This is a genomic window from Castellaniella sp. MT123 (assembly GCF_039614765.1).
Classification (GTDB): domain Bacteria; phylum Pseudomonadota; class Gammaproteobacteria; order Burkholderiales; family Burkholderiaceae_B; genus Castellaniella.
Window position 1 is genome coordinate 2,552,085 of sequence record NZ_CP154879.1, and the last position, 23,980, is coordinate 2,576,064.

Annotated in this window: 20 protein-coding genes; 7 read left to right on the plus strand and 13 right to left on the minus strand. The window is 66.3% G+C overall.

The annotated features are described in order from the left end of the window. Positions 1 to 52: 52 nt before the first annotated feature. Positions 53 to 1,243 (plus strand): acetylornithine transaminase, encoded by a 1,191-nt coding sequence (locus ABCV34_RS12095; protein WP_345796456.1) that lies wholly within the window; start codon positions 53 to 55, stop codon positions 1,241 to 1,243. On the opposite strand, the gene yedF is transcribed toward ABCV34_RS12095, so the two are convergent. The 9 genes from yedF to gcl form a co-directional block, all read right to left on the minus strand. Beyond that, positions 1,244 to 1,492, minus strand: coding sequence for a sulfurtransferase-like selenium metabolism protein YedF (gene yedF, locus ABCV34_RS12100; RefSeq protein WP_345796457.1), 249 nt, complete (start codon positions 1,490 to 1,492; stop codon positions 1,244 to 1,246). Next, a complete protein-coding gene (gene yedE, locus ABCV34_RS12105) occupies positions 1,489 to 2,685 on the minus strand; it encodes a selenium metabolism membrane protein YedE/FdhT (protein WP_345796458.1) in 1,197 nt (398 codons plus the stop codon). Before yedE ends, yedF begins: the two co-directional genes overlap by 4 nt. A gap of 172 nt (positions 2,686 to 2,857) precedes the next feature. Beyond that, positions 2,858 to 5,032: a malate synthase G gene (locus ABCV34_RS12110; RefSeq protein ID WP_345796459.1), complete on the minus strand. Its 2,175-nt coding sequence runs from the start codon at positions 5,030 to 5,032 to the stop codon at positions 2,858 to 2,860. Positions 5,033 to 5,284: 252 nt separating this feature from the next. Further along, positions 5,285 to 6,709 (minus strand): pyruvate kinase, encoded by a 1,425-nt coding sequence (gene pyk, locus ABCV34_RS12115; RefSeq protein WP_345796460.1) that lies wholly within the window; start codon positions 6,707 to 6,709, stop codon positions 5,285 to 5,287. Beyond that, a complete protein-coding gene (locus ABCV34_RS12120; RefSeq protein WP_345796461.1) occupies positions 6,706 to 7,137 on the minus strand; it encodes a heme-binding protein in 432 nt (143 codons plus the stop codon). Before ABCV34_RS12120 ends, pyk begins: the two co-directional genes overlap by 4 nt. A gap of 28 nt (positions 7,138 to 7,165) precedes the next feature. After that, positions 7,166 to 8,425: a glycerate kinase gene (locus tag ABCV34_RS12125; RefSeq protein ID WP_345796462.1), complete on the minus strand. Its 1,260-nt coding sequence runs from the start codon at positions 8,423 to 8,425 to the stop codon at positions 7,166 to 7,168. Between the two features lie 22 nt (positions 8,426 to 8,447). Beyond that, the gene (gene glxR / locus ABCV34_RS12130) at positions 8,448 to 9,332 is read right to left on the minus strand and encodes a 2-hydroxy-3-oxopropionate reductase (RefSeq protein ID WP_345796463.1); all 885 of its coding nucleotides are present in this window, start codon (positions 9,330 to 9,332) and stop codon (positions 8,448 to 8,450) included. 84 nt (positions 9,333 to 9,416) lie between these two features. Then, positions 9,417 to 10,193: a hydroxypyruvate isomerase gene (gene hyi / locus ABCV34_RS12135; RefSeq protein ID WP_345796464.1), complete on the minus strand. Its 777-nt coding sequence runs from the start codon at positions 10,191 to 10,193 to the stop codon at positions 9,417 to 9,419. A gap of 62 nt (positions 10,194 to 10,255) precedes the next feature. Next, entirely contained in the window at positions 10,256 to 12,037 is a 1,782-nt protein-coding gene (gcl, locus tag ABCV34_RS12140; protein WP_345796465.1) for a glyoxylate carboligase, read from the minus strand. A 156-nt stretch (positions 12,038 to 12,193) separates the two neighbouring features. Here gcl and ABCV34_RS12145 point away from each other — a divergent pair, with 156 nt between their 5' ends. Together ABCV34_RS12145 and ABCV34_RS12150 are read left to right on the plus strand one after the other, a co-directional pair. Beyond that, a complete protein-coding gene (locus ABCV34_RS12145; protein WP_345796466.1) occupies positions 12,194 to 13,111 on the plus strand; it encodes a LysR family transcriptional regulator in 918 nt (305 codons plus the stop codon). Further along, on the plus strand, positions 13,108 to 14,091 hold the full coding sequence (locus tag ABCV34_RS12150) for an EamA family transporter (protein ID WP_345796467.1): 984 nt from the start codon (positions 13,108 to 13,110) through the stop codon (positions 14,089 to 14,091). Before ABCV34_RS12145 ends, ABCV34_RS12150 begins: the two co-directional genes overlap by 4 nt. Here ABCV34_RS12150 and ABCV34_RS12155 read toward each other — a convergent pair. Beyond that, positions 14,086 to 14,598 carry an ureidoglycolate lyase gene (locus ABCV34_RS12155; protein ID WP_345796468.1) on the minus strand — a complete coding sequence of 171 codons (513 nt, stop codon included), beginning with the start codon at positions 14,596 to 14,598 and terminating at the stop codon, positions 14,086 to 14,088. The genes ABCV34_RS12150 and ABCV34_RS12155 overlap by 6 nt on opposite strands. A 64-nt stretch (positions 14,599 to 14,662) precedes the next feature. Beyond that, on the minus strand, positions 14,663 to 15,169 hold the full coding sequence (gene uraD / locus ABCV34_RS12160; protein ID WP_345796469.1) for a 2-oxo-4-hydroxy-4-carboxy-5-ureidoimidazoline decarboxylase: 507 nt from the start codon (positions 15,167 to 15,169) through the stop codon (positions 14,663 to 14,665). 122 nt (positions 15,170 to 15,291) lie between these two features. Between uraD and ABCV34_RS12165 the strand changes: the two genes are divergently transcribed. After that, on the plus strand, positions 15,292 to 16,227 hold the full coding sequence (locus ABCV34_RS12165; protein ID WP_345796470.1) for a LysR family transcriptional regulator: 936 nt from the start codon (positions 15,292 to 15,294) through the stop codon (positions 16,225 to 16,227). Positions 16,228 to 16,284: 57 nt separating this feature from the next. On the opposite strand, the gene ABCV34_RS12170 is transcribed toward ABCV34_RS12165, so the two are convergent. Continuing rightward, on the minus strand, positions 16,285 to 17,697 hold the full coding sequence (locus tag ABCV34_RS12170; RefSeq protein WP_345796471.1) for an NCS2 family permease: 1,413 nt from the start codon (positions 17,695 to 17,697) through the stop codon (positions 16,285 to 16,287). A 135-nt stretch (positions 17,698 to 17,832) separates the two neighbouring features. Beyond that, entirely contained in the window at positions 17,833 to 18,780 is a 948-nt protein-coding gene (locus ABCV34_RS12175; RefSeq protein ID WP_345796472.1) for a LysR family transcriptional regulator, read from the minus strand. A 210-nt stretch (positions 18,781 to 18,990) separates the two neighbouring features. Here ABCV34_RS12175 and xdhA point away from each other — a divergent pair, with 210 nt between their 5' ends. From xdhA to xdhC, 3 genes are read left to right on the plus strand one after another with little or no spacing between them, the layout of a single operon-like run. Then, a complete protein-coding gene (xdhA, locus tag ABCV34_RS12180; protein ID WP_345796473.1) occupies positions 18,991 to 20,475 on the plus strand; it encodes a xanthine dehydrogenase small subunit in 1,485 nt (494 codons plus the stop codon). Positions 20,476 to 20,485: 10 nt separating this feature from the next. Beyond that, on the plus strand, positions 20,486 to 22,888 hold the full coding sequence (gene xdhB / locus ABCV34_RS12185) for a xanthine dehydrogenase molybdopterin binding subunit (RefSeq protein ID WP_345796474.1): 2,403 nt from the start codon (positions 20,486 to 20,488) through the stop codon (positions 22,886 to 22,888). Positions 22,889 to 22,899: 11 nt separating this feature from the next. Then, a complete protein-coding gene (xdhC, locus tag ABCV34_RS12190) occupies positions 22,900 to 23,931 on the plus strand; it encodes a xanthine dehydrogenase accessory protein XdhC (protein WP_345796475.1) in 1,032 nt (343 codons plus the stop codon). Positions 23,932 to 23,980 lie beyond the last annotated feature (49 nt).

Consider the following 23,980-nt stretch of genomic DNA (forward strand, 5'->3'; position numbering starts at 1 on the left):
ATAAGCGTTTGGCGACGCTGCAGCGTCAGGTTTCTTTCTGGAATAGGTACCCATGACCATCGATCGTGCAGGGCTCAATGCCTTGATGGAAATTACTTCGCGCCCCGAACTGGTGTTCGTCGGCGGCCAGGGCTCCTGGCTGCAGGACAATACCGGCAAGCGATATCTGGATTTCATCCAGGGGTGGGCAGTCAATTGCCTGGGCCATAATCCGGCCCCCATGATCGATGCCCTGGCGCGCCAGTCCCACGCGCTGATCAACCCGTCGCCCGCGTTCTATAACCAGCCGTCCATCGACCTGGCCCGTCGTATTGTCGAGTCCTCATGCTTTGACCGGGTGTTCTTCGCCAACAGCGGCGCGGAAGCCAACGAGGGCGCGATCAAGCTCGCCCGCAAATGGGGCCAGCTGCACCGCAAGGGCGCCTACAAGATCATCACCTTCGATCACAGTTTCCATGGCCGCACGCTGGCGACGATGTCGGCGTCCGGCAAGGCCGGCTGGGACCGCAAATTCGCGCCGCAGGTCGATGGCTTCCCGAAGGCTGAACTCAACGATCTGGAATCCGTGCGTGCCCTGATCGACGACCAGACGGTCGCCGTGATGCTGGAACCCGTCCAGGGCGAGGCCGGCGTGGTCCCGGCCACGCGCGAATTCCTGCAGGCTCTGCGCACCCTGACGCGTGAACAGGGGCTGCTGCTGATCGTGGACGAGGTGCAGACCGGCATGGGTCGCACGGGCCGCCTGTATGCCTATCAGCATGCCGGGATCGAGCCGGACATCATGACGCTGGGCAAGGGCATCGGCGGCGGCGTACCGCTGTCGGCGCTGTGCGCGCGCGAAGCGGTCAGCTGTTTCGAACATGGCGACCAGGGCGGCACTTACAACGGCAATCCGCTGATGACGGCGGTGGGCGTGGCGGTGTTCGACGCGCTGACGGCCCCCGGCTTCCTGGATGCGGTCAACGCCCGCGCGGCTCAGTTGTCGTCCGGGTTGATAGCCCTGTCGGACAAATGGGGCATGCAAGGCGAACGCGGTGTGGGTCTGCTGCGCGCGCTGGTCATGGACCGCGACGACGGCCCGGCGCTGGTCGAAGCAGCCCGCAACCGCGCCCCCGAAGGTCTGCTGCTGAACGCCCCGCGCCCCAATCTGCTGCGCTTCATGCCGGCCCTGAACGTCTCGGCCGACGAGATCGACACCATGCTGGCCTGGCTGGATGCGCTGGTGGCGCAGGTGCGCCGGTAATCAGCGCTGCGCCGGCACCTGGATCAGGAACCGGAACAGCGGCCCGTGCTGTTCCACCGCCAGGCAGTCGTAGCCCTTGGTGCGAGTGTCTTCCGGGATGCCGTGCAGCGACTGGGCGCAGTCGGTGACGACCTCCAGCAATTGGCCCGCCTGCATGGTGGCCAGGGTTTCCAGGGTGGCGATCGCGTTGTAGGGGCAGTGTTCGCCCCGCAGGTCCAGGGAAAGGTCGGGTTGTGCTTGGGTACTCATGCGGCGGAACTCCGGGAAACAGTAAAGCGGCGGGCGTTCAGGGACACCAGCAGCAGGGCCAGGACCAGACCGGCCACGCTGATCAACAGGCCCAGGACCGGCCCCAGGCTGTCCAGCAGGTTGATCTTGGGGTACGGGGTGGCCAGGGCGGTGCCCAGGCCGTCCCACCAGAAGGCCAGCAGCGTGCCGCCGATGATGTTGCCCAGCCCCACAACCCAGAAGTGCATCTGGCCTTCCATGGCGCGGTACATCCAGCCGGTTTCGCAGCCGCCCGCCAGCACGATGCCGATGCCAAACAGCAGGCCGCCCAGGATGGCGTTGGGACCCATCCAGTAGATCTTGGGGGCGACCCCCAGCGCGATGGCGCCAAATGTTCCGAAGCACGCCACGATCATGCCCAGCAGGATGCCGTGGGCAATTTTCGTGCGCCCGGTCGTCCACAGGTCGCGGGCGGCGCTGGTGAAGCAGATCTGCGCGCGTTCGATCACACCGCCGAAGAACAGGCCGAACACGACCGCCAGCCCCAGCACGGCGGAGGCTTCAAAGCGCCAGGCGGCGAAGGCGACCGCCAGGGCCGCGACGAGCAGCCCCAGCCGACCCTGCAAGGCGGCGCGGCGTTGCAGCGCAGCCGGGTCGGAAAACAGCGGGCTGGCCTGGGCCCTGAGGCGCAAGGGAGTGCGCAGAAACGGCAGCAGGCACAGTTTCACGCCGATCCAGGCACCGCCGACGGTGGCCAGCATGAAGGCCCAGGCATGCAGCGAGAACATGGGGATGCCGGTGAAAAAGGCCGCCAGATTGCAGCCCATGGCAAGGCGCGCACCGAATCCGGCGATGATGCCGCCGACCAGGCCCTGGGCCAGGCGTCGCTTGCTGACGGGGCTGCGTAGCTGGAAGTTGTTGGCCCACAATGTGGTGCACAGCGCGCCCAGCAGCATGCCGATGATCATGACGCCGTCGATGCGCGTCAGCGGAGTGCCTTCCAGGCCGATCAGGTGAAAGTAAGTCCACTGTTCCGGATGCAGGCCGAACCAGGACGCGACATGGCCGCCCCAGCGGGTGAATTCGCCGGTGACGGCCCAGAAGGTGTGGGTGATGGCAAAGTAATAGGCGGAAGCGACGCCCAGCGCGATCAGGGCGGGAATGGGCGACCAGAAGCGCACCAGATAGCGGTCGCGGAATTCGGACAAGGACATGGATGTGGAATCGTCAGGAGGGAAACGGCCGGGCTTGGCGGCCAGGCGGCGATTTTACTCCTGGCGGCAAGAAGCCGCCGGTGCGGTTGCCTCCGGCGACTTCTTCTTCGGTCCCGGGCTATCTGGGGCTGTGATGCCCGGCCGTAGGGCCGGGCACGCGGCTGATGCGCGATCAGGCCTTGGCGGCCTGTTCAGCCTTTTTCAACTGGCGCCAGTGGTGCAGCAGCGGCTCGGTGTAGCCGTTGGGTTGTTCCAGGCCCTTGAAGATCAGGTCGCTGGCGGCCTTGAAGGCGCAGGACGTGTCGAAGTGGCCGTCCATGGGCTCGTAGGCGGCGTCGCCCGCGTTTTGCTTGTCCACGATGGCGGCCATGCGGCGCAGGGTGGATTCGACCTGGGCGCGGTTGGTGATGCCGTGCAACAGCCAGTTGGCGATGTGCTGGCTGGAAATACGCAGTGTGGCGCGGTCCTCCATCAGGCCCACGTCATGGATGTCGAGCACCTTCGAGCAGCCCACGCCCTGATCGATCCAGCGCACCACGTAGCCCAGGATGCCCTGGCAGTTGTTGTCCAGCTCCTGCTGGACCTGCTCGGCGCTCCAGTTTGTGTCGCGGGCGACCGGCACGGTCAGGATGCGGTCGGTGTAGTCCTCGTGGTGGCCTTCCAGGGATTTCTGCACCTCGACCACGTCGACCTGATGATAGTGCAGGGCATGCAGCGTGGCGGCGGTGGGCGAGGGCACCCAGGCTGTGTTGCCGCCGGCCTTCACGTGATTGATCTTCTGTTCCAGCATGGCGGCCATCAGGTCGGGCATGGCCCACATGCCCTTGCCGATCTGGGCGTGGCCGCGCAGGCCGCATTCCAGGCCGGTTTGCACGTTGTTCAGTTCGTAGGCCTGGATCCACGCCTGGTTCTTCATGTCGCCCTTGCGCACCATCGCGCCGGCGCGCATGGACGTGTGCAGTTCGTCGCCGGTGCGGTCCAGGAAGCCGGTGTTGATGAACGCCACGCGCTCGGCGGCGGCGGCGATGCAGGCCTTCAGGTTGATGCTGGTGCGACGCTCCTCGTCCATGATGCCCATCTTGATCGTGTTGGGCGCCAGGCCCAGCAGCTTCTCGACGCGCGCGAAGATCTCGCTGGCGAAGGCGACCTCGTCGGGGCCGTGCATTTTCGGCTTGACGATGTAGATCGAGCCGGTGCGCGAGTTCTTGCGGTTTTTCAGGTCGGGGATGGCGGTGAGTGCCGTGCACACGGCATCCAGGATGCCTTCGGGCACTTCGTTTCCGTCGCGGTCCAGGATGGCCGGAGTGGTCATCAGGTGGCCGACGTTGCGCACGAACATGAGCGAGCGGCCGTGCAGAGTGCCCGTGCCGCCGTCGCGCGCCGTGTAGGTGCGGTCGTCGTTCAGACGACGGGTGACGGTCTTGCCACCCTTGAGCAGGTCCTCCGTCAGGTCGCCCTTCATCAGGCCCAGCCAGTTGCGGTAGGCGAGAACCTTGTCGTCGGCATCGACGGCAGCCACCGAGTCTTCGCAGTCCATGATGGTGGTCAGCGCCGCTTCGATCAACACGTCCTTGATGTGGGCGTCATCGGTCTTGCCGATGGGCGAGTTGGCGTCGAACTGGATCTCGAAGTGCACGCCGTGGTGGCGGAACACCAGCGCTTCCGGGCTGGCCGCGTTGCCGCGATGGCCCAGGAAGACCTGGCCGTCGGCCAGGCGGGTCGTGGCGCCGTTTTTCAGGGTGACCTGCAGGTCTCCGTTGACGACGGCATAGCCGGCGGCGTCGCGGTGCGAACCCTGAACCAGAGGGATGCTGTCGTCCAGGAACTTGCGGGCAAAGGCGATGACGCGGGCGCCACGCACCGGGTTGTAGCCGCCGGCGCGGGTGGCGCCGTCCGTTTCGGGGATGGCGTCGGTGCCGTAGAGCGCGTCGTACAGGCTGCCCCAGCGTGCGTTGGCGGCGTTCAGGGCATAGCGGGCGTTCATGATGGGCACGACCAGCTGCGGGCCAGCCTGGGATGTGATCTCGGTGTCCACGTTGGCGGTGGTGACCTTCACCTGGGCAGGTGCGTCCTTCAGGTAGCCGATTTCGCGCAGGAAGGCGCGATAGGCGGCCGGGTCGGCGACGGGGCCCGGGTGTTTGCCGTACCAGTCGTCCATGGCGGCCTGGATGCGGTCGCGTTCGGCCAGCAGGGCGCGGTTCTTGGGGGCCAGGTCGTGCATGATCGCAGCCAGGCCTTCCCAGAAGGCGGCGGGCTGCACGCCGGTGCCCGGCAGTGCTTCCTGTTCGAGGAATTGATGCAGCACGGCCGCGATCTGGAGGCCATGGCTGGAAATGCGATCGGTCATGATGGTCCTTGAGAGATAAACAGGAACGCGGTGCCGGCACGCGCAGTCCGGCTGAACTGGGCAGCGCACGCGCGGGCGCCCTGTCGCGTTGCAATCTGGCGTAATCCTCTGATTATAGGCAGTCTTGTATAAGAGTTAAAGCGCCGGCCCGATCTGAATCTCGGCCCCGGAAGTCTCGCAAGCTACCGCCCCATAAAGAAAAAAGCCCGCTTCACAGGAAGCGGGCTGGCTATATGCCGGTTCAGATACTGCTTATTTCTTTGGCACCTGGGCGATATGCAGCAGATTGGTGCTGCCGCTGCGCCCGAAAGGCAGGCCGGCGATGACGATCAGGCTGTCGCCCGGCGCCGCCAACCCCGCGCGCAGGGCGGCGTCGGTGGCGCGCTCGATCATCTCGCTGGCTTCGCGCAGCTGTTCGGGGAAGTGGACGGGTCGCACTCCCCATGCCAGGGTCAGACGGCGCGCGGTGCGTTGTTCGGGCGTCAGGGCCAGGATCGGCGTGGTGGGCCGTTCCCGGCTGGCGCGCAGGGCGCTGAAGCCGGAGGCGGTATAGGCGACTGTGGCCGCGGGTTCCAGCAGGCCGGCCACGCGGCGCAGCGCACAGCAGATCGCGTCCGGGATGTTGGCCTCGGCAGGACCGTGGGTGGCGTCCAGGTTGGCGCGCCAGGACGGATCGGCTTCCACCTCGTGGATGATGCGCGTCATGATGGAGACGGCCTCCACAGGATACTGGCCGGATGCCGATTCGGCCGACAGCATGACGGCATCGGCGCCGCTGTACACCGCCGTGGCGACATCCGAGGCTTCCGCGCGGGTGGGAACCGGGGCGCTGATCATGGATTCCAGCATTTGGGTCGCAACCACCACCGGCTTGCCCGCGGCGCGGGCGTGGCGCACGATGCGCTGTTGCAGCACGGGGACGCGCTGGGGCGGCAGTTCCACGCCCAGATCGCCGCGCGCCACCATGATCCCATCGGCCTGTTCGATGATCGCATCCAGATGTTCGATGGCGGCCGGTTTTTCCAGCTTGGCCATGATCCAGGCGCGATCGCCGATCAGGCTGCGCGCTTCGGCGATGTCTTCCGGGCGCTGGACGAAGGACAGAGCCACCCAATCCACACCCAGGGACAGGCCGAATTCCAGGTCGGCGCGGTCCTTCGCGGTCAGGGGCGAGATGGGCAGGATGACGCCGGGCACGTTCACCCCCTTGTGGTCGGACAAGGGGCCGCCGACCATTACGGTCGTGTCGGCGAAGTCCGGGCCGTGGCGATCCACGCGCAGGCGCAGCTTGCCGTCGTCCAGCAGCAGGTCGGTGCCGTCTTCCAGCGCCGCGAAAATTTCGGGATGAGGCAGGTTGGCGCGCTGCGCATCGCCTTCGGTGGCGTCCAGGTCCAGACGAAAGGCCTGGCCGGCCTGCAGGGTGGTCTTGCCGCCGGCGATCCTGCCGACCCGCAGCTTCGGCCCCTGCAGATCCATCAGGATGCCGATGGGGCGACCGATGTCCTGTTCGATCCGGCGGATGGTGCGATAGCGCTCGGCATGGTCTTCATGGCTGCCGTGGCTGAAGTTCAGGCGGAACATATTGGCGCCGGCGTCGACCAGCGCACGGATCTGTTCCGCCGTGGAGCTGGCGGGGCCCAAGGTCGCCAGGATGCGGGCGCGGCGCTCGGGGGTCATGCCTGTTTTCCCTGGGTTGCCTGATCGGATCCGTCGAGGGCGGCCACGCCGGCGCGGGCAACCTGGGCATCCTGGCTGGCCTTCACGCCCGAGACGCCGATGGCGCCGATGATCTGGCCGTCATGGATGATGGGTTCGCCGCCTTCCAGCGGCATGATCGGCATGGACAGGGCGGCGAAGCGGCCCTGGTTGACCATGTCCTCGTAGACCTTGCTGGGTTTGCCGCCCACAGCGCTGGTGTGCGCCTTGCCGGGGGCGACCTGGGCGCTGTTCAGGGGGGCGCCGTCCATGCGCTGCAGCCACAGGGCGTGGCCGCCGGCGTCGCAGATGGCGATGCTGACGTTCCAGCCGTTGTTCCGGGCCTCGGTTTCTGCCGCGGCAGCCATGCGGCGGGCATCTTCCAGGGTCAGGGCGCGAATCATTTTCATGGGGTATCTCCTAGGGACCGCCATCCGTTCACAGGACCAGGATGGCGCGAAAGTCGTTGACGTTGGTCAGTGTCGGGCCGGTGATCAGGGAATCGCCCAGCCGCTCGAAAAAGCCATGACCATCATTGTCGTCCAGATGGGCGCGCGGCGGCATGCCGGCCGCCCAGGCGCGAGCCAGGGTGTCCGGGGTGATCAGGGCGCCGGCGATTTCCTCCTGGCCGTCCACGCCGTCGGTGTCGCCCGCCAGACCGTAGATGCCCGGCGCGCCGTCGAGCGTGATGGCGGTCGACAGCAGGTATTCCACGTTGCGGCCGCCGCGTCCGTGGCCGCGCACGGTGACGGTGGCTTCGCCGCCCGACAGCAGCACGCAGGGTGTGGGCGACGGCTGGCCGTGTGCGCGCACCTGCAGGGCGATGCCGCCCAGCACCTTGCCCACGTCGCGGGCTTCGCCTTCGATGCGGTCGCCCAGCAGCACCGGCGTGACGCCCGCGTCGCGCGCCACCGAGGCGGCGGCCTCCAGGGCCATCTGCGGGGTGGCGATCAGATGGGTCTCAACCCGTGTCAGCCGGGCGTCGCCGGGTTTCAGGGTTTCGCCTTCGCCGGATTCCAGCAGCCGCCTGGCTTCGGCGGGCAGATCGATGGCATAGCGGCGCACGATATCCAGCGCGTCGGCGCAGGTGGTCGGGTCGGCCACGGTCGGGCCCGAGGCAATGTCGCAGGGTTGATCGCCCGGGACGTCGGAGATCAGCAGGTTCACCACGCGGGCCGGGGAGCAGGCGGCGGCCAGGCGTCCGCCCTTGATGCCCGACAGGTGCCGGCGCACGCAGTTCATTTCGGCAATGGTGGCGCCGGATTTCAGCAGGGCGCGGTTGATGGCCTGCTTGTCGGCCAGGGTGACACCGGCGCCCGGCATGGGCAGCAGCGATGAGCCGCCACCCGAGATCAGGCAGATCACCAGATCGTCGGCGCTCAGGCCCCGGACTTGCTCGAATAGACGTTGCGCCGCGGCTTCGCCCGCCTCGTCGGGGACGGGGTGGGCAGCTTCCAGGATCTGGAGCCGCTCGCAGGGTACGGCATAGCCGTAGCGGGTGACCACCACGCCCTCGATGGGGCCGGGCCAGTGTTTCTCGAAGGCCTGAGCCATGGCGGCCGAGGCCTTGCCTGCGCCGATGACAATCGTGCGGCCCTTGGGGCGCGCGGGCAGGAAGGCGGGGATGCAATGTTCCGGCTGGGCCGCACGCACCGCGGCCTGGAACATGCGGGTCAGAAGCTCGCGGGGCTCGGTCATGGGGGGTCTCTCGATGGCCAGTTTACTGGCCGATTTCGTGGTTGGCCATGATTTCCAGGGCGCGGACCATGCCCGAATGGTCCCAGCTCGCGCCGCCGTGGGCGACACAGCTGTTGAACAGTTCCTGGGCGACGGCCGTGCTGGGCAGGGACAGCCCCAGCTGGCGGGCGGTGGTCAGGGCCAGGTTCAGGTCCTTCTGGTGCAGATTGATGCGGAAGCCCGGGTCGAAGGTGCGCTTGACCATGCGCTCGCCATGCACTTCCAGGATGCGCGAGCTGGCAAAGCCGCCCATCAGCGCCTGGCGCACCTTGGCCGGGTCGGCGCCGGCCTTCGAGGCCAGCACCAGGGCTTCGCCCACGGCTTCAATGGTCAGCGCCACAATGATCTGGTTGGCCACCTTGGTGGTCTGGCCGTCGCCGTTTCCGCCCACCAGCGTGATGTTCTTGCCCATCAGTTCGAAGATCGGCTTGCATTGAGCGAAGGCCGCTTCGCTGCCGCCGATCATGATGGTCAGACTGGCGGCCTTGGCGCCGACTTCGCCGCCGGACACTGGCGCGTCCAGGTATTCGCAGCCCAGGGCATTGATCTTGCTGGCGAATTCCTTGGTCGCCACGGGCGAGATCGAGCTCATGTCGATCACAGTCTTGCCCTTGGACAGGCCGGCCGCCACGCCGTTCTCGCCGAACAGCACGGCTTCGACGTCGGGGGTGTCGGGCACCATGACGATGATGATGTCGGACGCTTTGGCGACCTCGGTGGCGCTGCCGAGCGCCTTGGCGCCGGCGTCCAGCAGGCTTTGCGGGGTCTTGCCGTGGGTGAATGTGGCGAGCGCGTGGCCGCCCTGGATCAGGTTGGCGGCCATGGGGGTGCCCATGATGCCCAGACCGATGAAACCGATGTTAGCCATGTGAATGCTCCTTGATCTAGTGTGATGGTTCGGGCGGCCCGCGACTGCGCAGCCGCCTGCAAAGCGGGTGGGTACCAGTGCCGATCAGGCCAGCGCCTGGATCCAGCCCAGACCGTCCTCGGTACGGGCGGCCGGCTTGTATTCGCAACCGATCCAGCCGGTATAGCCCACCTTGTCGATGTGGCGAAGCAGCCATGGGTAGTTGATTTCGCCGGTGCCCGGCTCGTTGCGCCCCGGGTTGTCGGCCAGCTGGATATGCCCGATCGACTTCAGATGCGTGCGGATGGTGTTGGCGAGTTCGCCTTCCATGCGCTGCATGTGATAGATGTCGTACTGGATGCGGAGATTGTCCGAACCGACTTCTTCGATGATGGCCAGCGCCTGGTCGGTGCGGCTCAGGAAGAAACCCGGGATGTCGAAAGTATTGATGGGCTCCATCACCAGACGGATGCCGGCTTTCTTCAGTTCGGCGGCGGCGTAGCGCAGGTTCTCGACGAAGGTCCGGTGCGCGGTCGCATGATCGACGCCGGCCGGGACTTTCCCCGCCAGGCAGTTCACCTGCGGACAGTTCAGGGCCTGGGCATATTCGATGGCCGTGGCCACGCCCTGCTTGAATTCACCGACGCGGTCCGGGTGGCAGGCGATGCCACGCTCGCCCGCGTCCCAGTTGCCGGCCGGCAGATTGTGCAGCACCTGGACCAGCCCGTTGTCCTTCAGGCGCTGGGCCAGGTCTTCCTTGGCGTAGGCGTACGGGAACAGATATTCGACGCCTTTGAAGCCGGCCTTGGCAGCCGCTTCGAAGCGGTCCGGAAAGTCGACTTCGGTGAATAGCATCGAGAGGTTGGCGGCGAATTTTGGCATGTGTGATTCCTTGAAATGCTTCCAGACAGCCCTTCCGCAGGGAAGGGCCGCAATGTTCTGCTTCAGTCCAGCAAGGTGATGGCGGTGGGTGCGTCGCCGCCGTGCTCGGCCAGTTCCTCGAACTCGTTGATCGCGTTGATGTCGTTGCCCATGGAGATATTGGTGACGCGTTCCAGGATGAATTCGATCACGACCGGCACCTTGAATTCCTGGATCCAGGCGCGGGCCTGCGCGATGGCCGGCTGGATGTCCTCGACCTTCTTCACGCGGATCGCCTTGCAGCCCAGGCCCTCGGCGACCTTGACGTGGTCCACGCCGTAGCCGTCGGTTTCCGGCGAGTTGATGTTGTCGAAGGCCAGCTGCACGCAGTAGTCCATGTCGAAGCCGCGCTGCGACTGGCGGATCAACCCCAGATACGCATTATTGACCACAATGTGGATGTAAGGCAGGTTGAATTGCGCGCCGACGGCCAGTTCCTCGATCATGAACTGGAAATCGTAGTCGCCGGACAGGGCCACGACCTCGTCGCCAGTATTGGCGGCGACCACGCCCAGGGTGGCGGGCACGGTCCATCCCAGTGGGCCTGCCTGCCCGGCATTGATCCAGTGGCGCGGGCCGTAGACGTGCAGCAGTTGCGCGGCGGCAATCTGCGACAGACCGATGGTGGTGACGTAGCGCGTGTCGCGGCCGAAGGCCTTGTTCATTTCCTCGTAGACGCGTTGCGGTTTCAGCGGCGATTGGTCGAAGTGCGTCTTGCGCTGCATGGATTTTTCGCCCTTGCGCGCGCGGCATGCCAGGGCCCAGGCGCCGCGGTCGCGTAATTGGCCGGCAGCCTGCAGGCGCCTGGCTTCCTCGATCATCAGACGCAGGGCGGCGCCTGCGTCGGACGCGATGCCGTAATCCGGGCCGAAGACCTTGCCGATCTGCGTGGGGTCCACGTCGATGTGCACGAAGGTGCGGCCTTCGGTGTAGACGAGGGTCGAACCCATGTGGCGGTTGGCCCAGCGGTTGCCGATGCCCATCACGAAATCCGCGGCCAGCAGGCTGGCATTGGCGTAGCGATGCGCGGTCTGCAGGCCCACCATGCCAGCCATCAGCGGATGATCGTCGGGGATCACGCCCCAGCCCATCAGCGTCGGAACCACCGGTACGCCGGTCAGTTCGGCGAATTCCCGCAGCAGATCGGCGGCGTCGGCGCTGAAGATCCCGCCGCCGGCCACCAGCAGAGGCCGCTCGGCGGCGTTGAGCATGGCGACGGCGCGGGCGGCCTGGGCGGGCGTGGCGGCTGGTTTGTAGACCGGCAGCGGTTCGTAGGTCTCGATATCGAACTCGATTTCCGCCATCTGCACGTCGAAAGGCAGGTCTACCAGCACCGGGCCGGGGCGCCCCGATCGCATGACGTGGAAGGCTTGTTGCAGGATGCGCGGCACCAGTTCCGGTTCGCGCGCCATCACGGCCCATTTGGTCACAGGCTTGGCGATGGTCTCGATGTCCACCGCCTGGAAGCTTTCCTTGTGCAACTGCGCGCGCGGCGCCTGGCCGGTAATGCACAGGATGGGGATGGAGTCGCCCAAGGCCGAATACAGGCCGGTGATCATGTCGGTGCCGGCCGGGCCGGATGTCCCCAGGCACACGCCGATGTTGCCCGGATGGGCGCGGGTGTAGCCTTCGGCCATGTGCGAGGCGCCCTCGACGTGGCGGGCCAGCACATGCTTGAAGCCGCCGTTCTTGCGCAGGGCCGAGTACAACGGGTTGATGGCGGCGCCGGGCACGCCGAACAGGGTGGTGATGCCTTCCTTTTGCAGGACCGCCGCAGCGGCGTCTACTGCTCTCATCCGAGCCATGGTTGCTCCTTGATCTGATCCGATGGGTCTGGGATCAGAATAAAGAAAGGCCTTCGGGTCTGGAATCCCAGCGGTTCTCGTTTCTGCCGATACTATAAGTATGTAGTCGTGGATCAGTAGGGTAGAATTTCCGCACGTTGTTGCAGGAGACTTCCTGTGGGCCGCTATACCGACATTAGCAGTTTTGTATTGATTGCCGAAAAGGGCAGCTTCGCTTCGGCTGCTCTGGTCGAAGGGGTGACCCCGGTGGTGATGGGGCGGCGTCTGACGGCGCTGGAAAAGCGTCTGGGGGTGCAGCTGATGCACCGTTCGACGCGCGGCCTGGTGCTCACCGAACTGGGCGAGCGCTATCTGGAACAGTGCCAGCAGCTGGTTCAGGACTTCGACGCCGCCGAGGCCGGCATCATGTCCCGGCGCCGTTCCCTGGCCGGTCATCTGGTCGTGTCGGCACCGGCGTCGTTCGGGCGCCTGCACGTGGCGCCGCACGCCCTGGCGTTTCGGGCCCGCTATCCGGATCTGGCGCTATCCTTCAATTTCACCGACAGCGTGGTGGATCTGGTGCGCGAGGGCTACGACATGGCCATCCGCATCGGCGAGGTCACGGATCCCAATTACGTGGCGGTGCGCCTGTTCCCCAACCGGCGCGTGGTGTGCGGCACGCCCGCGTATTTCGAATCGCACGGCTTGCCGCGCGTGCCGGAAGACCTGGTGCGGCACAACTGCCTGGCCTTCAACCTGCAGGGCGGACAGCACCGGGGCTGGACCTTCGTGCGCGACGGCAAGCCGTTCGCGGTGCGCGTGCGCGGGGATCTGGCCTGCAACGATGGCGAACTGCTGTACCAGTGGGTGCGTCAGGGGCTGGGCATCGGCTGGCGTTCCACCTGGGAGATCCAGCGCGAACTGAAGCGCGGCGAACTGGTCACCGTGCTGGAAGAATTCGCGCTGCCAGCGTACGACATCCAGGCGGTCTATCCGCAGCAGCGCTACCTGCCGGCGAAGATCCGCTATTTCATCGACGAGCTGAGAAACCATTATCATGAGCCGGGCTATTGGGAAGGACCGAGAAAATCTTGAAGGCTGAAGAACATATCTCTGCGGCATCGAAACAGGATGCGGGCGCGCGCGCGGGAATACCGGCACAGAACCTGGCCGATGCCGCCCGACAGGGCGCCGCCGCGCGCCGCAACGAACGCCTGGCCCTGATCGCCCTGGCCGGCATGGCGCTGGGCTGGGGATACAACTGGGTCATCATGAAATCCGTGCTGTCCTATGTCGGGCCCTTCGATTTTTCGGCGTTGCGCACGCTCTTTGGGGCGGTGCTGCTGCTGGCGGTGCTGGCGGTGCTGCGCAAGCCGATGCGCATCCGCGCCTGGCCGCGCGTCGCGCTGCTGGGGGTGCTGCAGACCGGGGCGTTCTCGGCCCTGATCCAGGTCGCCCTGCTGCACGGTGGTGCCGGCAAGACCTCGATCCTGGTGTATACGATGCCGTTCTGGGTCATTCCCATGGCCTGGGTGGCATTTGGTGAACGGATCCGCGGGCTGCAGTGGCTGGCGCTGGCGCTGGCGGCCGCCGGCCTGGTGCTGATCCTGGAACCGTGGACCCTGCATGCGGATTTTCTCAGCGAACTGCTGGCGGTCATCGCCGGTCTGTGCTGGGCGCTGGCCACGATCGTCGCCAAATGGATCAAGCGCGATCATCCGATGGACGCACTGCCCCTGACGGCCTGGCAGATGCTGTTCGGCGCCCTGGCCTTGTGTCTGGTGGCCTGGTTCGTGCCCGAACGGCCGATCGATCCGGCGCCGTATTTCTACGGTGCCCTGTTCTATAACGCCGTGATCGCCACGGCCCTGGCCTGGTACTTATGGCTGTTCGCGTTGCAGCACCTGTCGGCGGGCGTGGCCGGGATGTCGGCGTTGGGTGTGCCAGTGGTCGGCGTGCTGGCGGGCTGGCTGCAGCTGGGCGAGCAGCCGGGCGGGATGGAACTGGCCGGGATGGTGCTGATCGCCGTCGCGCTGGTGGTGATCAGCCTGAGATCGATGGGTAAGCGATCATAGGGGTTCCGGGATCACGCTGGGGGCTTCCATTTGCACGATGTCGCAGTTGTCTCCCGGGCCGGCGCGGTCGATGATCAGGAAATCGGACACCGCATCCAGGCCCAGCAGGGGGTGGTGCCAGACCCCGCGCGCGTAGTTCACGCCCTGATGTCCCTGGCACAGGAACACGCGCAGGTCGTCGACGGTCGGCGTCGATTCGGGTGCGGCCACCACCACCAGGTAGGGGCGCCCGGACAGCGGGATGAAGGCTTGGCTGGCCTTGGGGTGGCGTTCCATCATCGTGACTGTGAAAGGCAGGGTGCGCGGCAGCCCGCGAAAGATCGACACGATTGCCCGGCCATCCGCCCCCGGATCGAGGTTCGCCAGGTCGTGATAGCGTTCGGTGTTGCCCTCGTTGATGGTGAAATGGCGCACCGAATCGTCCACCTGGATCACGTCGCCGAAGCGCGCGAAGGCGTTGCGGGTCAGGGGTTCGATGGTCAGGCGGGTGGGGGTGGTGGTGTTCATGGACTGGTTCCGTCGGTGCCTGGTGCCGCGCACCGGGCCGGTGCGCGGGTCGGCGGTATGGATATCAGGCTGCGAATTGGGCGTCGAGCCGGAAGCGGGCGATCTGGCTGATCTGATCCAGGCAGGTGGCGAACTCGGTGGCCTGGTCATTGTGCAGCCGTTCCTCGATGGCGTCCATGATCTGGTAGCGGTTGCGACCCTTGACCGCGATCACGAACGGAAAGCCGAAGCGCTCGCGATAGCTGGCGTTCAGGCTGCGTAGCCGCCGCAGTTCGTCGGCGCTGCACTGGTCCAGGCCGGCCCCGCGCTGCTCTCCGGTGGACGCATCGGTCAGGGTGCCGGCGGCGGCTTCCTTGCCGGCGAGTTCCGGGTGGGCTGCGATCAGGGCCAGCTGTTCGGCGGGGTCGGCCTGCTGCACGACACGCACCATGGCGTGATGCAAGGCGTCGACGTCGGCGAAGGGCCGGGCCGTCCAGGCGCGTTCCGGGATCCAGGGGGAATGTTCGAAAATGGCCCCAAGTTCCTGGGAAAAATCGGCCTGTGACAGAGCGGACAGTTCGGGGAGGGTCATGGTGAGGGTCGTTGAGTGCATCATGATGAAAAGTCTACGGGGTATCGGGGGTCAAAAGAAGGGTGTGACAACGTATAAGTGGTATAAGCTGAACCGCATTCACACCACAGGAACCCGTCACGATGCCCATACGACGCAGCAGCGCAACGCTGGATACCTATCTGCTGAAAGTGTTCTGCATGCTCATGACCGAGCGCAGTGTGTCGCGCACCGCCCTGAAACTGAACCAGTCCCAGCCCGCCATCAGCGTGGCGCTGAAGAACCTGCGACTGATCTTCCAGGATCCGCTGCTGGTGCGCGAGAAGGGCGGCATGGTGCCGACCGACCGGGCGCTGACCATCCTGGAACACGCCCGGTCGGCACTGAATTCGATCGACACCATGCTGGAAACGGGCGAAGCCTTCGAGCCGGCCAGCAGTCGTCAGACGTTTCGGATCGGTTCGCCGGACTATCTGGCGCCGGCGTTTGCGGCGTCGGTCGTGGCGCGCTTCCGGCGTGAGGCGCCCCACGCGCGGCTGGTGCTGCATTCCCTGGGGCCGGACTTCGATTTCGAGCAATCCCTGGCCGAGGGGAATCTGGATGTCGTGATCGGCAACTGGCCGGAGCCGCCCGACCGCATGCACCTGTCGGTGCTGCTGGAAGACCCGATCGTCTGCCTGATGGCCGCTGATCACCCGCTGGCCAACCGCCAGCTGTCGATCGACGACTTTCGCCGCATCCAGCACGTGGTGCCGACCCCGTATTCCATGACCCAGCGCGGCATGATCGACACGATGCTGACGTCCCTGAGGATCCAGCGCGAGGAGTGCGTCGAGGTGCAGTCGTTCATGCTGGCGCCCTATCTGCTGCCAGGCACCGACCTGGCCTTCACCACGACCCGGCATTTCGCCCGTTATTACGCGGGCCTGTTGCCGCTGGCCATCGTCGAGTCGCCCATCGACTTCCCGCCGATGCGCTTTTATCAGCTGTGGCATGCGCGCAATCATCATGCATCCTCTCATCAGTGGTTGAGACACCTGCTGGGGGACTGTGGCCGGGCCCTGCTCGCGCGGCCCTGAGAGCTGCGGCGTCGTTTCAGGCGGCGCCGCGCCGGTGCATCCGGACGGGGCCGTGCGTCAGATCGCCCAGCCGCCCAGGTAGAACACCGCCAGGGCTGTGGCGATGGAGACCGTGCCCGCGTTCAGCTTGCGCCATTCGCCGGCGAACACGCGGCCGATCACCAGCGTGCAGAAGCCCAGCATGATGCCCGTGACGATGTTGCAGGTCAGCACGATGAAGACGGCGCAGACCATGCCGGCCATGGTGTCCACCGTGTCGTCCAGGTGCAGTTTGCGCACGCCGCCCAGCATCAGCAGGCCCACGTACATCAGGGCGGGCGCGGTGGCATAGGCCGGCACCAGGGACGCCAGAGGCGATAGGAAGATCAGCGCCAGAAAACCCAGGCCGACGATGGTGGCGGTCAGCCCCGTCTTGCCGCCCGCCGCGGTGCCCGCCGCCGATTCGATGTAAGCCGCCGCCGGTGCCCCGCCCAGACCGGCCGAGACGATGGAGCTCACCGAGTCCGCCGTCAGGGCGCGGCCGCCGTTGATGATCTGGCCGCTTTCATCCAGCTGGCCGGCCTGGCCCGCCACGGCGCGGATCGTGCCGGTGGCATCGAACACCGCCGTCATGACCAGGGCGAGCACGCTGGGGATGACCACGGCGCTCAGCGCGCCGCCGACGTCCATGGCGCCGATCAGCGAGTGGCTGCCGCCCAACGAGGGCAGGGCGAGCAGCCCCTTGTAGGTGACGGTGGGGTCCCAGATCAGCCCGACGGCCGACAGCGCCAGGATCACGAGCAGGATGCCGCCCGGCACCCGGCGGCGCTCCAGGCCGAAAATGGCGGCCAGCCCCAGGATCGACAGCAGCGCCGGCAAGGCCTTGATTGCCCCCAGCGAGACCGGCAGGCCAGGGCCGGGATTTTTCACGACCAGGCCCACTTCGTTGGCCGCGATCAGCAGCAGGAACAGGCCGATCCCGATGCCCGTGCCGTGCGCGATGCCGGCGGGCAGGTTGCGCAGGATCCAGGTCCGCACGCCGGTGACGGAAATGGCGGTGAAGATCACTCCCATCAGGAAGATGGCGCCCAGGGCGACGGCGGGCGACAGGCCCTGGCCCAGCACCAGGTCGAAGGCGGTGAAGGCCGTCAGCGAGATGGCGCAACCCACGGCGATGGGCAGGTTGGCCCACAGGCCCATCAGCAGCGAGCCGAAGGCGCTGGTCAGGCAGACGGCGATGAACACCGATGAAGTGTCGAAACCCGCCTTGCCCAGCATGCCCGGCACGACGAAGACCGAATAGACCATCGCCAGAAAGGTTGTCAGTCCGGCCAGCGTTTCCTGGCGCACGCTGGTGCCGCGCGCGCCGAGCTGAAAGCGTCGCTCCAGCCAGCTGGAGGCTGCGGGGGTGAGATGAGGTCCGGTGTGGGTGGCTGCTGCGGTTGCCGCGGTTTGGAATCCTGCGGGCAAAGCCTGTTCCTGCTCGCTCATGAGCCTTGTCTCCTGAAAAATTTGCCGGCTCGTGGGCCGGTGTCTTATGGTGGCGCCCGATCGAAACAGTGGCCGGGCCGATTCATTCTAGGGACAAGGATTTCCGCTGTGAGCGGTCCGTCATGATGACGATTATCAATCGGCGCTGATGTTCCGCTGGCTGGCCTGCAGCATCGCCGCGACCCGCGTGATGCAGTGCCGCAGCCAGGTGACTTCCGGCGCGCCATGGCAGCGGCGGTGCCACAGCAGGTAGAAACGCATGGGCGGGAAGGCGAAGGGCGACGGCAGGATGGTGATGGGCAGATAGCGGGCGTAATGCTGCGCGAACTGCCGTCCGGTGGTGAAGATCAGGTCGGTGCGCAGCAGCATGCCGGCCACCTGCCCGAAATAGGGGATCGTCATCTGGATGTTGCGCCGCAGGCCCTGCGCGGCCAGATAGCCGTCGATGAAGCTCTGGCGTTCGGACACATAGGGAAACGGCGCCAGATGCGGCAATTCCAGGTAGTGCTTCAGGCTGAGTTCTCGGTTCGAGACCGGATTCTGGCTGCCCACCATACAGACGACTTCGTCGTCGAAGAGCCGGGCCATGTGCATCTGTGGGGGGGGTTCCAGCCAGTTGCCGATGACCACATCCAGACCCCCGTCCTCCAGGCCGCCGGCATAGTCGTAATCCGAGTTGATCGGGTGTACGATGAATTTGGCCTGGGGCGCTTCTCGGCGCAGGATTTCGGCGATGTTCGGCAGGAACATCGCATCCAGGTAGTCGGGCGCGCCCAGGTGAAATTCCCGCGTCGACTGGGCTGGGTCGAAGGCCCCCGGCGGCTGCGTGATGCGATCGATCGCCGCCAGCGCCGAATTCGCATAGGCCAGCAGTTCCAGGCCGCGTTCGGTCGCGACCATGCCGGTCTTGCTGCGCACCAGGATCGGGTCGCCGGTGATGTCGCGCAGTCGTCGCAGCGAATTGCTGATGGCGGGCTGCGACAGCCCCAGCTTGATCGCGGCGCGCGAGACGCTTTGTTCGATCAGCAGGATCTGCAGGGTGCGCAGCAGATGGGTATCCATGGATTCGCGGGGTTTGTGCATGCGGGCCATTATTCCCGGCCTTGGCGTCCGCGTCTACGGACCTGTGCGCGATCGCCGCGCGGATGGCCGGGGACGTCGCACAGCCACCGGGGGTCACTGCGGCGGAATCACCCGCCCTGATAATCGCCATCATGAAACGTGAATGCTCTGGCTTGCGGCTTGATGCTATCTTGGATCGAAACACCCGGCATCATTAGAAAAGGTATCACGATGGAGACAACCGCCATTCGCTTTCAGTATCGTGGCCAGGTCCACGAGGTCACGGATCAGCCCACCACCCGCACGGTCCTGCAATACCTGCGCGAGGACCTGGGCTGCATGGGCACCAAGGAAGGCTGCGCCGAAGGCGACTGCGGCGCCTGTACCGTCATGGTGGCCGAGCCCGACGGGCACGGCGGTGTAGCGATGCGCGCGGTCAATGCGTGCATCCAGTTTCTGCCCACCCTCGACGGCAAGGCGCTGTATACGGTGGAAGACCTGCGCCAGCCCGATGGCGCCCTGCACCCGGTGCAGCAGGCCATGGTGGATTGCCACGGCTCGCAATGCGGCTTCTGCACGCCGGGCTTCGTCATGTCGCTGTGGGGCATGTATCTGGCCCATGGGCCACAGGATCCGGCGCCCACCCGCACGCAGATCGACGATGCGTTGTCGGGCAACCTGTGCCGTTGCACGGGCTATCAGCCCATCGTGCGCGCCGCCGCTGAGATGTACCAGTACCCGGCGGTCGAGTTCGATCGGGACGCGCTGGCCCATGTCCTGGCGTCGCTGCGGCGCGACGATGTCTTCTCGTATACGCACGACGGGCACACCTTCCACGCGCCGCGCACGCTGGCCCAGCTGGCGCGGCTGCGGCTGGATTACCCGGACGCCCGCATCCTGGCCGGCAGCACCGACGTCGGCCTGTGGGTGACCAAGCAATACCGTGATCTGCCGCACCTGATCTACATCGGTCAGGTCCGGGAACTGCGCGACATCCGCCAGGACGGCGACGACCTGGTCATCGGCGCCGGCGCGCTGCTCAACGATGCGTTCGACGCCCTGATCCGTCATGTCCCTGAACTGGCCGAGCTGCGCCAGCGCTTCGCCTCGTATCCGATCCGCAACGCCGGTACGCTGGGGGGCAATGTCGCCAATGGCTCACCGATCGGTGATTCCATGCCGGCCCTGATTGCGCTGGGCGCGCGCATTGTGCTGCGGCGCGGCGACCGCGTGCGTGAAATGCCGCTGGAGGACTTCTATCTGGGCTACCAGAAAAACGCCGCCGAAGCCGGCGAGTTCGTGCAGGGCCTGCGGGTGCCCGTGCTGGTCCCGGGGCGCCAGTTCCGCGCTTACAAAGTGTCCAAGCGTTTCGACCAGGACATCTCGGCGGTGTGTGCCGCGTTTGCGGTGACGCTGGATGCGTCCGGCGTCGTGCGGGACATCCGCACCGGTTTTGGCGGTGTGGCCGCCACGCCGGCGCGGGCCTGGGCAGCCGAATCCGCGCTGCAGGGACAACCCTGGGACGAAGCCCACGCGCGGGCGGCCATGGACGCCGTCGGCCAGGACTTCAAGCCGCTGACCGACATGCGCGCCAGCAGCGAATACCGGCGGCTGGCCGCGCGCAATCTGCTCTATCGCTTTTATCTGGAAACCTCCCCTGGGGCGCCTTTGGCGACGCATCAGGTGAATGTGGCCAATCTGGCCGAACTTGCCTGAGGAGCCCACCATGAACATGCGCGTCAATCTTCCGCCCGAGCTGGATCGGCTGGCCGTCAGCAATGACAGCATTCCTCGCCCCGTGGCGGGCGAACCGTCGGCGGGTGCATCCAGCCCGCACGAATCGGCCGTGCTGCACGTCAGCGGCGAGGCCGTCTACACCGACGACATCCCGGAGCTGCGTGGCACGGTCTATGCCGCGCTGGGCCTGTCGTCCAAGGCCCATGCGCGGGTGCTGGGGATGGACCTGGATGCCGTGCGGGCCGCGCCCGGCGTGGTGGCTGTCTTCACGGCCCAGGACATTCCGGGGGAAAACAACTGCGGTCCCGTCCTGCATGATGATCCGCTGCTGGCCGACGGCCTGGTGCAATACGTGGGCCAGCCGATGTTCGTCGTGGTGGCTCGTTCCGTGGATGCGGCCCGCCATGCGGCGCGCCTGGGGCGCATCGACTACCAGGATCTGCCGCATCTGCTGACGCCGCAGCAGGCCAAGGCCGCCGATTCGCGCACCCTGCCCGACATGCGTCTGGTTCAGGGCGACGTGCGGGCGGCGCTGGATGCCTCCGCGCACCGGCTGCACGGCACGTTTTCCTGCGGCGGCCAGGAACAGTTCTACCTGGAAGGCCAGATCTCGTACGCGGTCCCGCAGGAAAAATCCGGCATGGTGGTGCATTGTTCCACCCAGCATCCCACGGAAATGCAAAGCATCGTGGCCCACACCCTGGGCTGGCAGGCGCATCAGGTGCGGGTGGACTGCCGGCGCATGGGTGGCGGCTTTGGTGGCAAGGAATCGCAATCGGCGCTCTTTGCCTGCCTGTCGTCGGTGTGCGCCTGGAAGCTGGGCCGCCCAGTGAAGTTGCGGGCCGACCGGGACGACGACATGATGATCACCGGCAAACGCCACGGCTTTCATTATGAATATGAAGTCGGCTACGACGACGCCGGGCGCATCCAGGGCATGCGCCTGGACATGACGCTGCATTCCGGCTTTTCCGCCGATCTGTCGGAAGCTGTGGCCAGCCGCGCCGTGTGCCACTTCGACAACGCGTATTACATCCCGGCGGCCGATGTGCACGCCATGTGCGGCAAGACCCACACCCAGTCCAACACGGCCTTCCGGGGTTTCGGCGGCCCGCAGGGGGCGCTGCTCACCGAGGTAGTGATCGAACGCATCGCCCGGCAGCTGGGCAAGGACGCGCTGGACGTGCGGCAGGCCAATTTCTACGGCATCGACACGCGCAATGTGACCCCCTACGGTCAGAAGGTCGAAGGCAACCTGATCGAACCCCTGGTGGGCGAACTGGTCGACAGTTCCGGCTACCGGGCCCGCCGCGAGGCGGTGCGCGCCTTCAATGCCGGCAGCCCGATCCTGAAGAAGGGCCTGGCGATCACGCCGGTGAAATTCGGCATTTCCTTCAATGTTCCGGCCTTCAATCAGGCCGGCGCACTGGTGCACATCTACCGGGACGGCTCGGTGCTGGTGAATCATGGCGGCACGGAAATGGGCCAGGGTCTGAACACGAAGGTGGCGCAGATCGTTGCCAACACCCTGGGCCTGGATCTGGATTGCGTGCGCGTGACGGCGACCGATACCAGCAAGGTCGCGAACACCTCGGCGACCGCGGCGTCCACGGGGACTGACCTGAACGGCAAGGCCGCCGAGGATGCCGCGCTGCGGCTGCGCACGCGTCTGGCCGATTTCGCCGCCCGCCACTACGGCGGCAAGCCGGAAGACGTCGTCTTCGCCTGGCGCCAGGTCAGCGTGAACGGGCAGACCGTGCCTTTTGCCCAGCTGGCCGACGAGGCCTACTGGGACCGCGTCCAACTGTGGTCCGACGGCTACTACTGCACGCCCGGCATCACCTGGGACAAGGCCACCATGCATGGCAGCCCCTTCTACTACTTTGCGTACGGCGCGGCGGTGTCGGAAGTCGTGGTCGATACGCTGACGGGCGAATGGAAGCTGCTGCGCGCCGACATCCTGCATGATGTGGGTGCCTCCATCAATCCGGCCATCGATCTGGGACAGATCGAAGGCGGCTACATCCAGGGTACGGGCTGGCTGACCAGCGAAGAGCTGTGGTGGCGCGAGGACGGGCGCCTGATGACGCATGCGCCGTCCACCTACAAGATTCCGGCCATCAGCGATTGCCCGCGCGACTTTCGCGTGCGCCTGTTCAAGGCCGCCAATCCGAAGGACACCGTGCATCGCTCCAAGGCCGTGGGCGAGCCGCCGTTGCTGCATGGCATCAGCGTCTTCAATGCCATCACGGATGCCGTCGCTTCGCTGGGCGACGGGCACGAGTCTCCGGACCTGTGCGCGCCGGCCACGCCCGAGGCGATCCTGAAGGCCGCCGAGGGCCTGCGGCAACGCTGTGCGGCCAAGGGGTCGCGGCAGCCTGGCGGACGCTAGAGAGGCCCGATATGACGGCATGGATCGATCAGGCGCTCTGGTGCCTGGATCGCCAGCAGCCGGTGGTGCTGATCAGCGTCGCGTCCGTGCGCGGGTCGGCCCCCAGAGAGGCCGGCGCCAAAATGCTGGTGTCGGCCGCCGGACAATGGCTGACCATCGGCGGAGGTCAACTGGAATGGCAGGCCGAGCGGCTGGCACGCGACCACCTGCGGGATGGGGCTGGGCCCGACCGCTGGGTGCATGACATGCCGCTGGCGGCGTCCCTGGGGCAGTGCTGCGGCGGTCTGGTGACCCTGCTGTTCGAGCGCTTGCGTGAATCGGACGGGGTCTGGTTGCGGCAGGCGTACGACCGGCTGCGGCGTCAGGAGTCCTTCGAGCGGGAAGTCGGCATCGGCGGCCCGGGAATCGCGCCCTGGGTGCGCCTGCGGGATCCTTCGGCGGCCTCGCATCCGGCCAACCGGTTTCAGGCCAGCCGCCTGCTGGATCCGGCCGACCCCCGGGGTTGCCCGGTGCTGACCGAGCCCCTGTGCCCGGACGCGATGAACGTCGTCGTGTTCGGCGCCGGTCACGTCGGCCAGGCGCTGGTGGCCATCCTGGGGACGCTGCCGTGCCGGGTGACCTGGGTGGATGCGCGCGAGGATCTGTTTCCCGGGCAGGTCGCCCCCAATGTCACCCTCGAGGCGACCGATACGCCCGAGGCCGTGATCGACGAGGCGCCGCCCGGCAGCTGCTATCTGATCATGACGCATGACCACGCCCTGGACCAGCGTTTGTGCGAACAGCTGATGAAGCGCGATGACGTTGCCTATTTCGGTCTGATCGGTTCGCGCACCAAGTGGCAGAAATTCCGGCAGCGCTTCGCGGCCAAGGGCATCGCGCCGGAACGCTATGCGCGCATCCGGTGTCCGATCGGGGAACCCGGCATCGCGGGCAAGCAGCCCGCCGTGATCGCGGTGGCGGTGGCGGCGCAGCTGTTGCGGCTGCGTTCGGAAGGCGCGATGGTGGCCGCGCCAGCCGCGCATCTGGAAGCCGCGCAATCCTGATTTTGACGATTGTTGAACGTCCCCTTTTCCGGGGGACTGGATGGTCCTG

Coding starts and splice junctions, on each gene's coding strand:
- hyi (WP_345796464.1), bottom strand. CDS start 10,193: ATGCCAAAATTCGCCGCCAACCTCTCGATGCTATTCACCGAAGTCGAC.
- ABCV34_RS12175 (WP_345796472.1), bottom strand. CDS start 18,780: ATGCACAAACCCCGCGAATCCATGGATACCCATCTGCTGCGCACCCTG.
- ABCV34_RS12120 (WP_345796461.1), bottom strand. CDS start 7,137: ATGAAAATGATTCGCGCCCTGACCCTGGAAGATGCCCGCCGCATGGCT.
- ABCV34_RS12165 (WP_345796470.1), top strand. CDS start 15,292: ATGCCCATACGACGCAGCAGCGCAACGCTGGATACCTATCTGCTGAAA.
- xdhC (WP_345796475.1), top strand. CDS start 22,900: ATGACGGCATGGATCGATCAGGCGCTCTGGTGCCTGGATCGCCAGCAG.
- uraD (WP_345796469.1), bottom strand. CDS start 15,169: ATGACCCTCCCCGAACTGTCCGCTCTGTCACAGGCCGATTTTTCCCAG.
- yedE (WP_345796458.1), bottom strand. CDS start 2,685: ATGTCCTTGTCCGAATTCCGCGACCGCTATCTGGTGCGCTTCTGGTCG.
- yedF (WP_345796457.1), bottom strand. CDS start 1,492: ATGAGTACCCAAGCACAACCCGACCTTTCCCTGGACCTGCGGGGCGAA.
- ABCV34_RS12095 (WP_345796456.1), top strand. CDS start 53: ATGACCATCGATCGTGCAGGGCTCAATGCCTTGATGGAAATTACTTCG.
- xdhA (WP_345796473.1), top strand. CDS start 18,991: ATGGAGACAACCGCCATTCGCTTTCAGTATCGTGGCCAGGTCCACGAG.
- ABCV34_RS12155 (WP_345796468.1), bottom strand. CDS start 14,598: ATGAACACCACCACCCCCACCCGCCTGACCATCGAACCCCTGACCCGC.
- ABCV34_RS12170 (WP_345796471.1), bottom strand. CDS start 17,697: ATGAGCGAGCAGGAACAGGCTTTGCCCGCAGGATTCCAAACCGCGGCA.
- glxR (WP_345796463.1), bottom strand. CDS start 9,332: ATGGCTAACATCGGTTTCATCGGTCTGGGCATCATGGGCACCCCCATG.
- xdhB (WP_345796474.1), top strand. CDS start 20,486: ATGAACATGCGCGTCAATCTTCCGCCCGAGCTGGATCGGCTGGCCGTC.
- ABCV34_RS12125 (WP_345796462.1), bottom strand. CDS start 8,425: ATGACCGAGCCCCGCGAGCTTCTGACCCGCATGTTCCAGGCCGCGGTG.
- ABCV34_RS12110 (WP_345796459.1), bottom strand. CDS start 5,032: ATGACCGATCGCATTTCCAGCCATGGCCTCCAGATCGCGGCCGTGCTG.
- gcl (WP_345796465.1), bottom strand. CDS start 12,037: ATGGCTCGGATGAGAGCAGTAGACGCCGCTGCGGCGGTCCTGCAAAAG.
- pyk (WP_345796460.1), bottom strand. CDS start 6,709: ATGACCCCCGAGCGCCGCGCCCGCATCCTGGCGACCTTGGGCCCCGCC.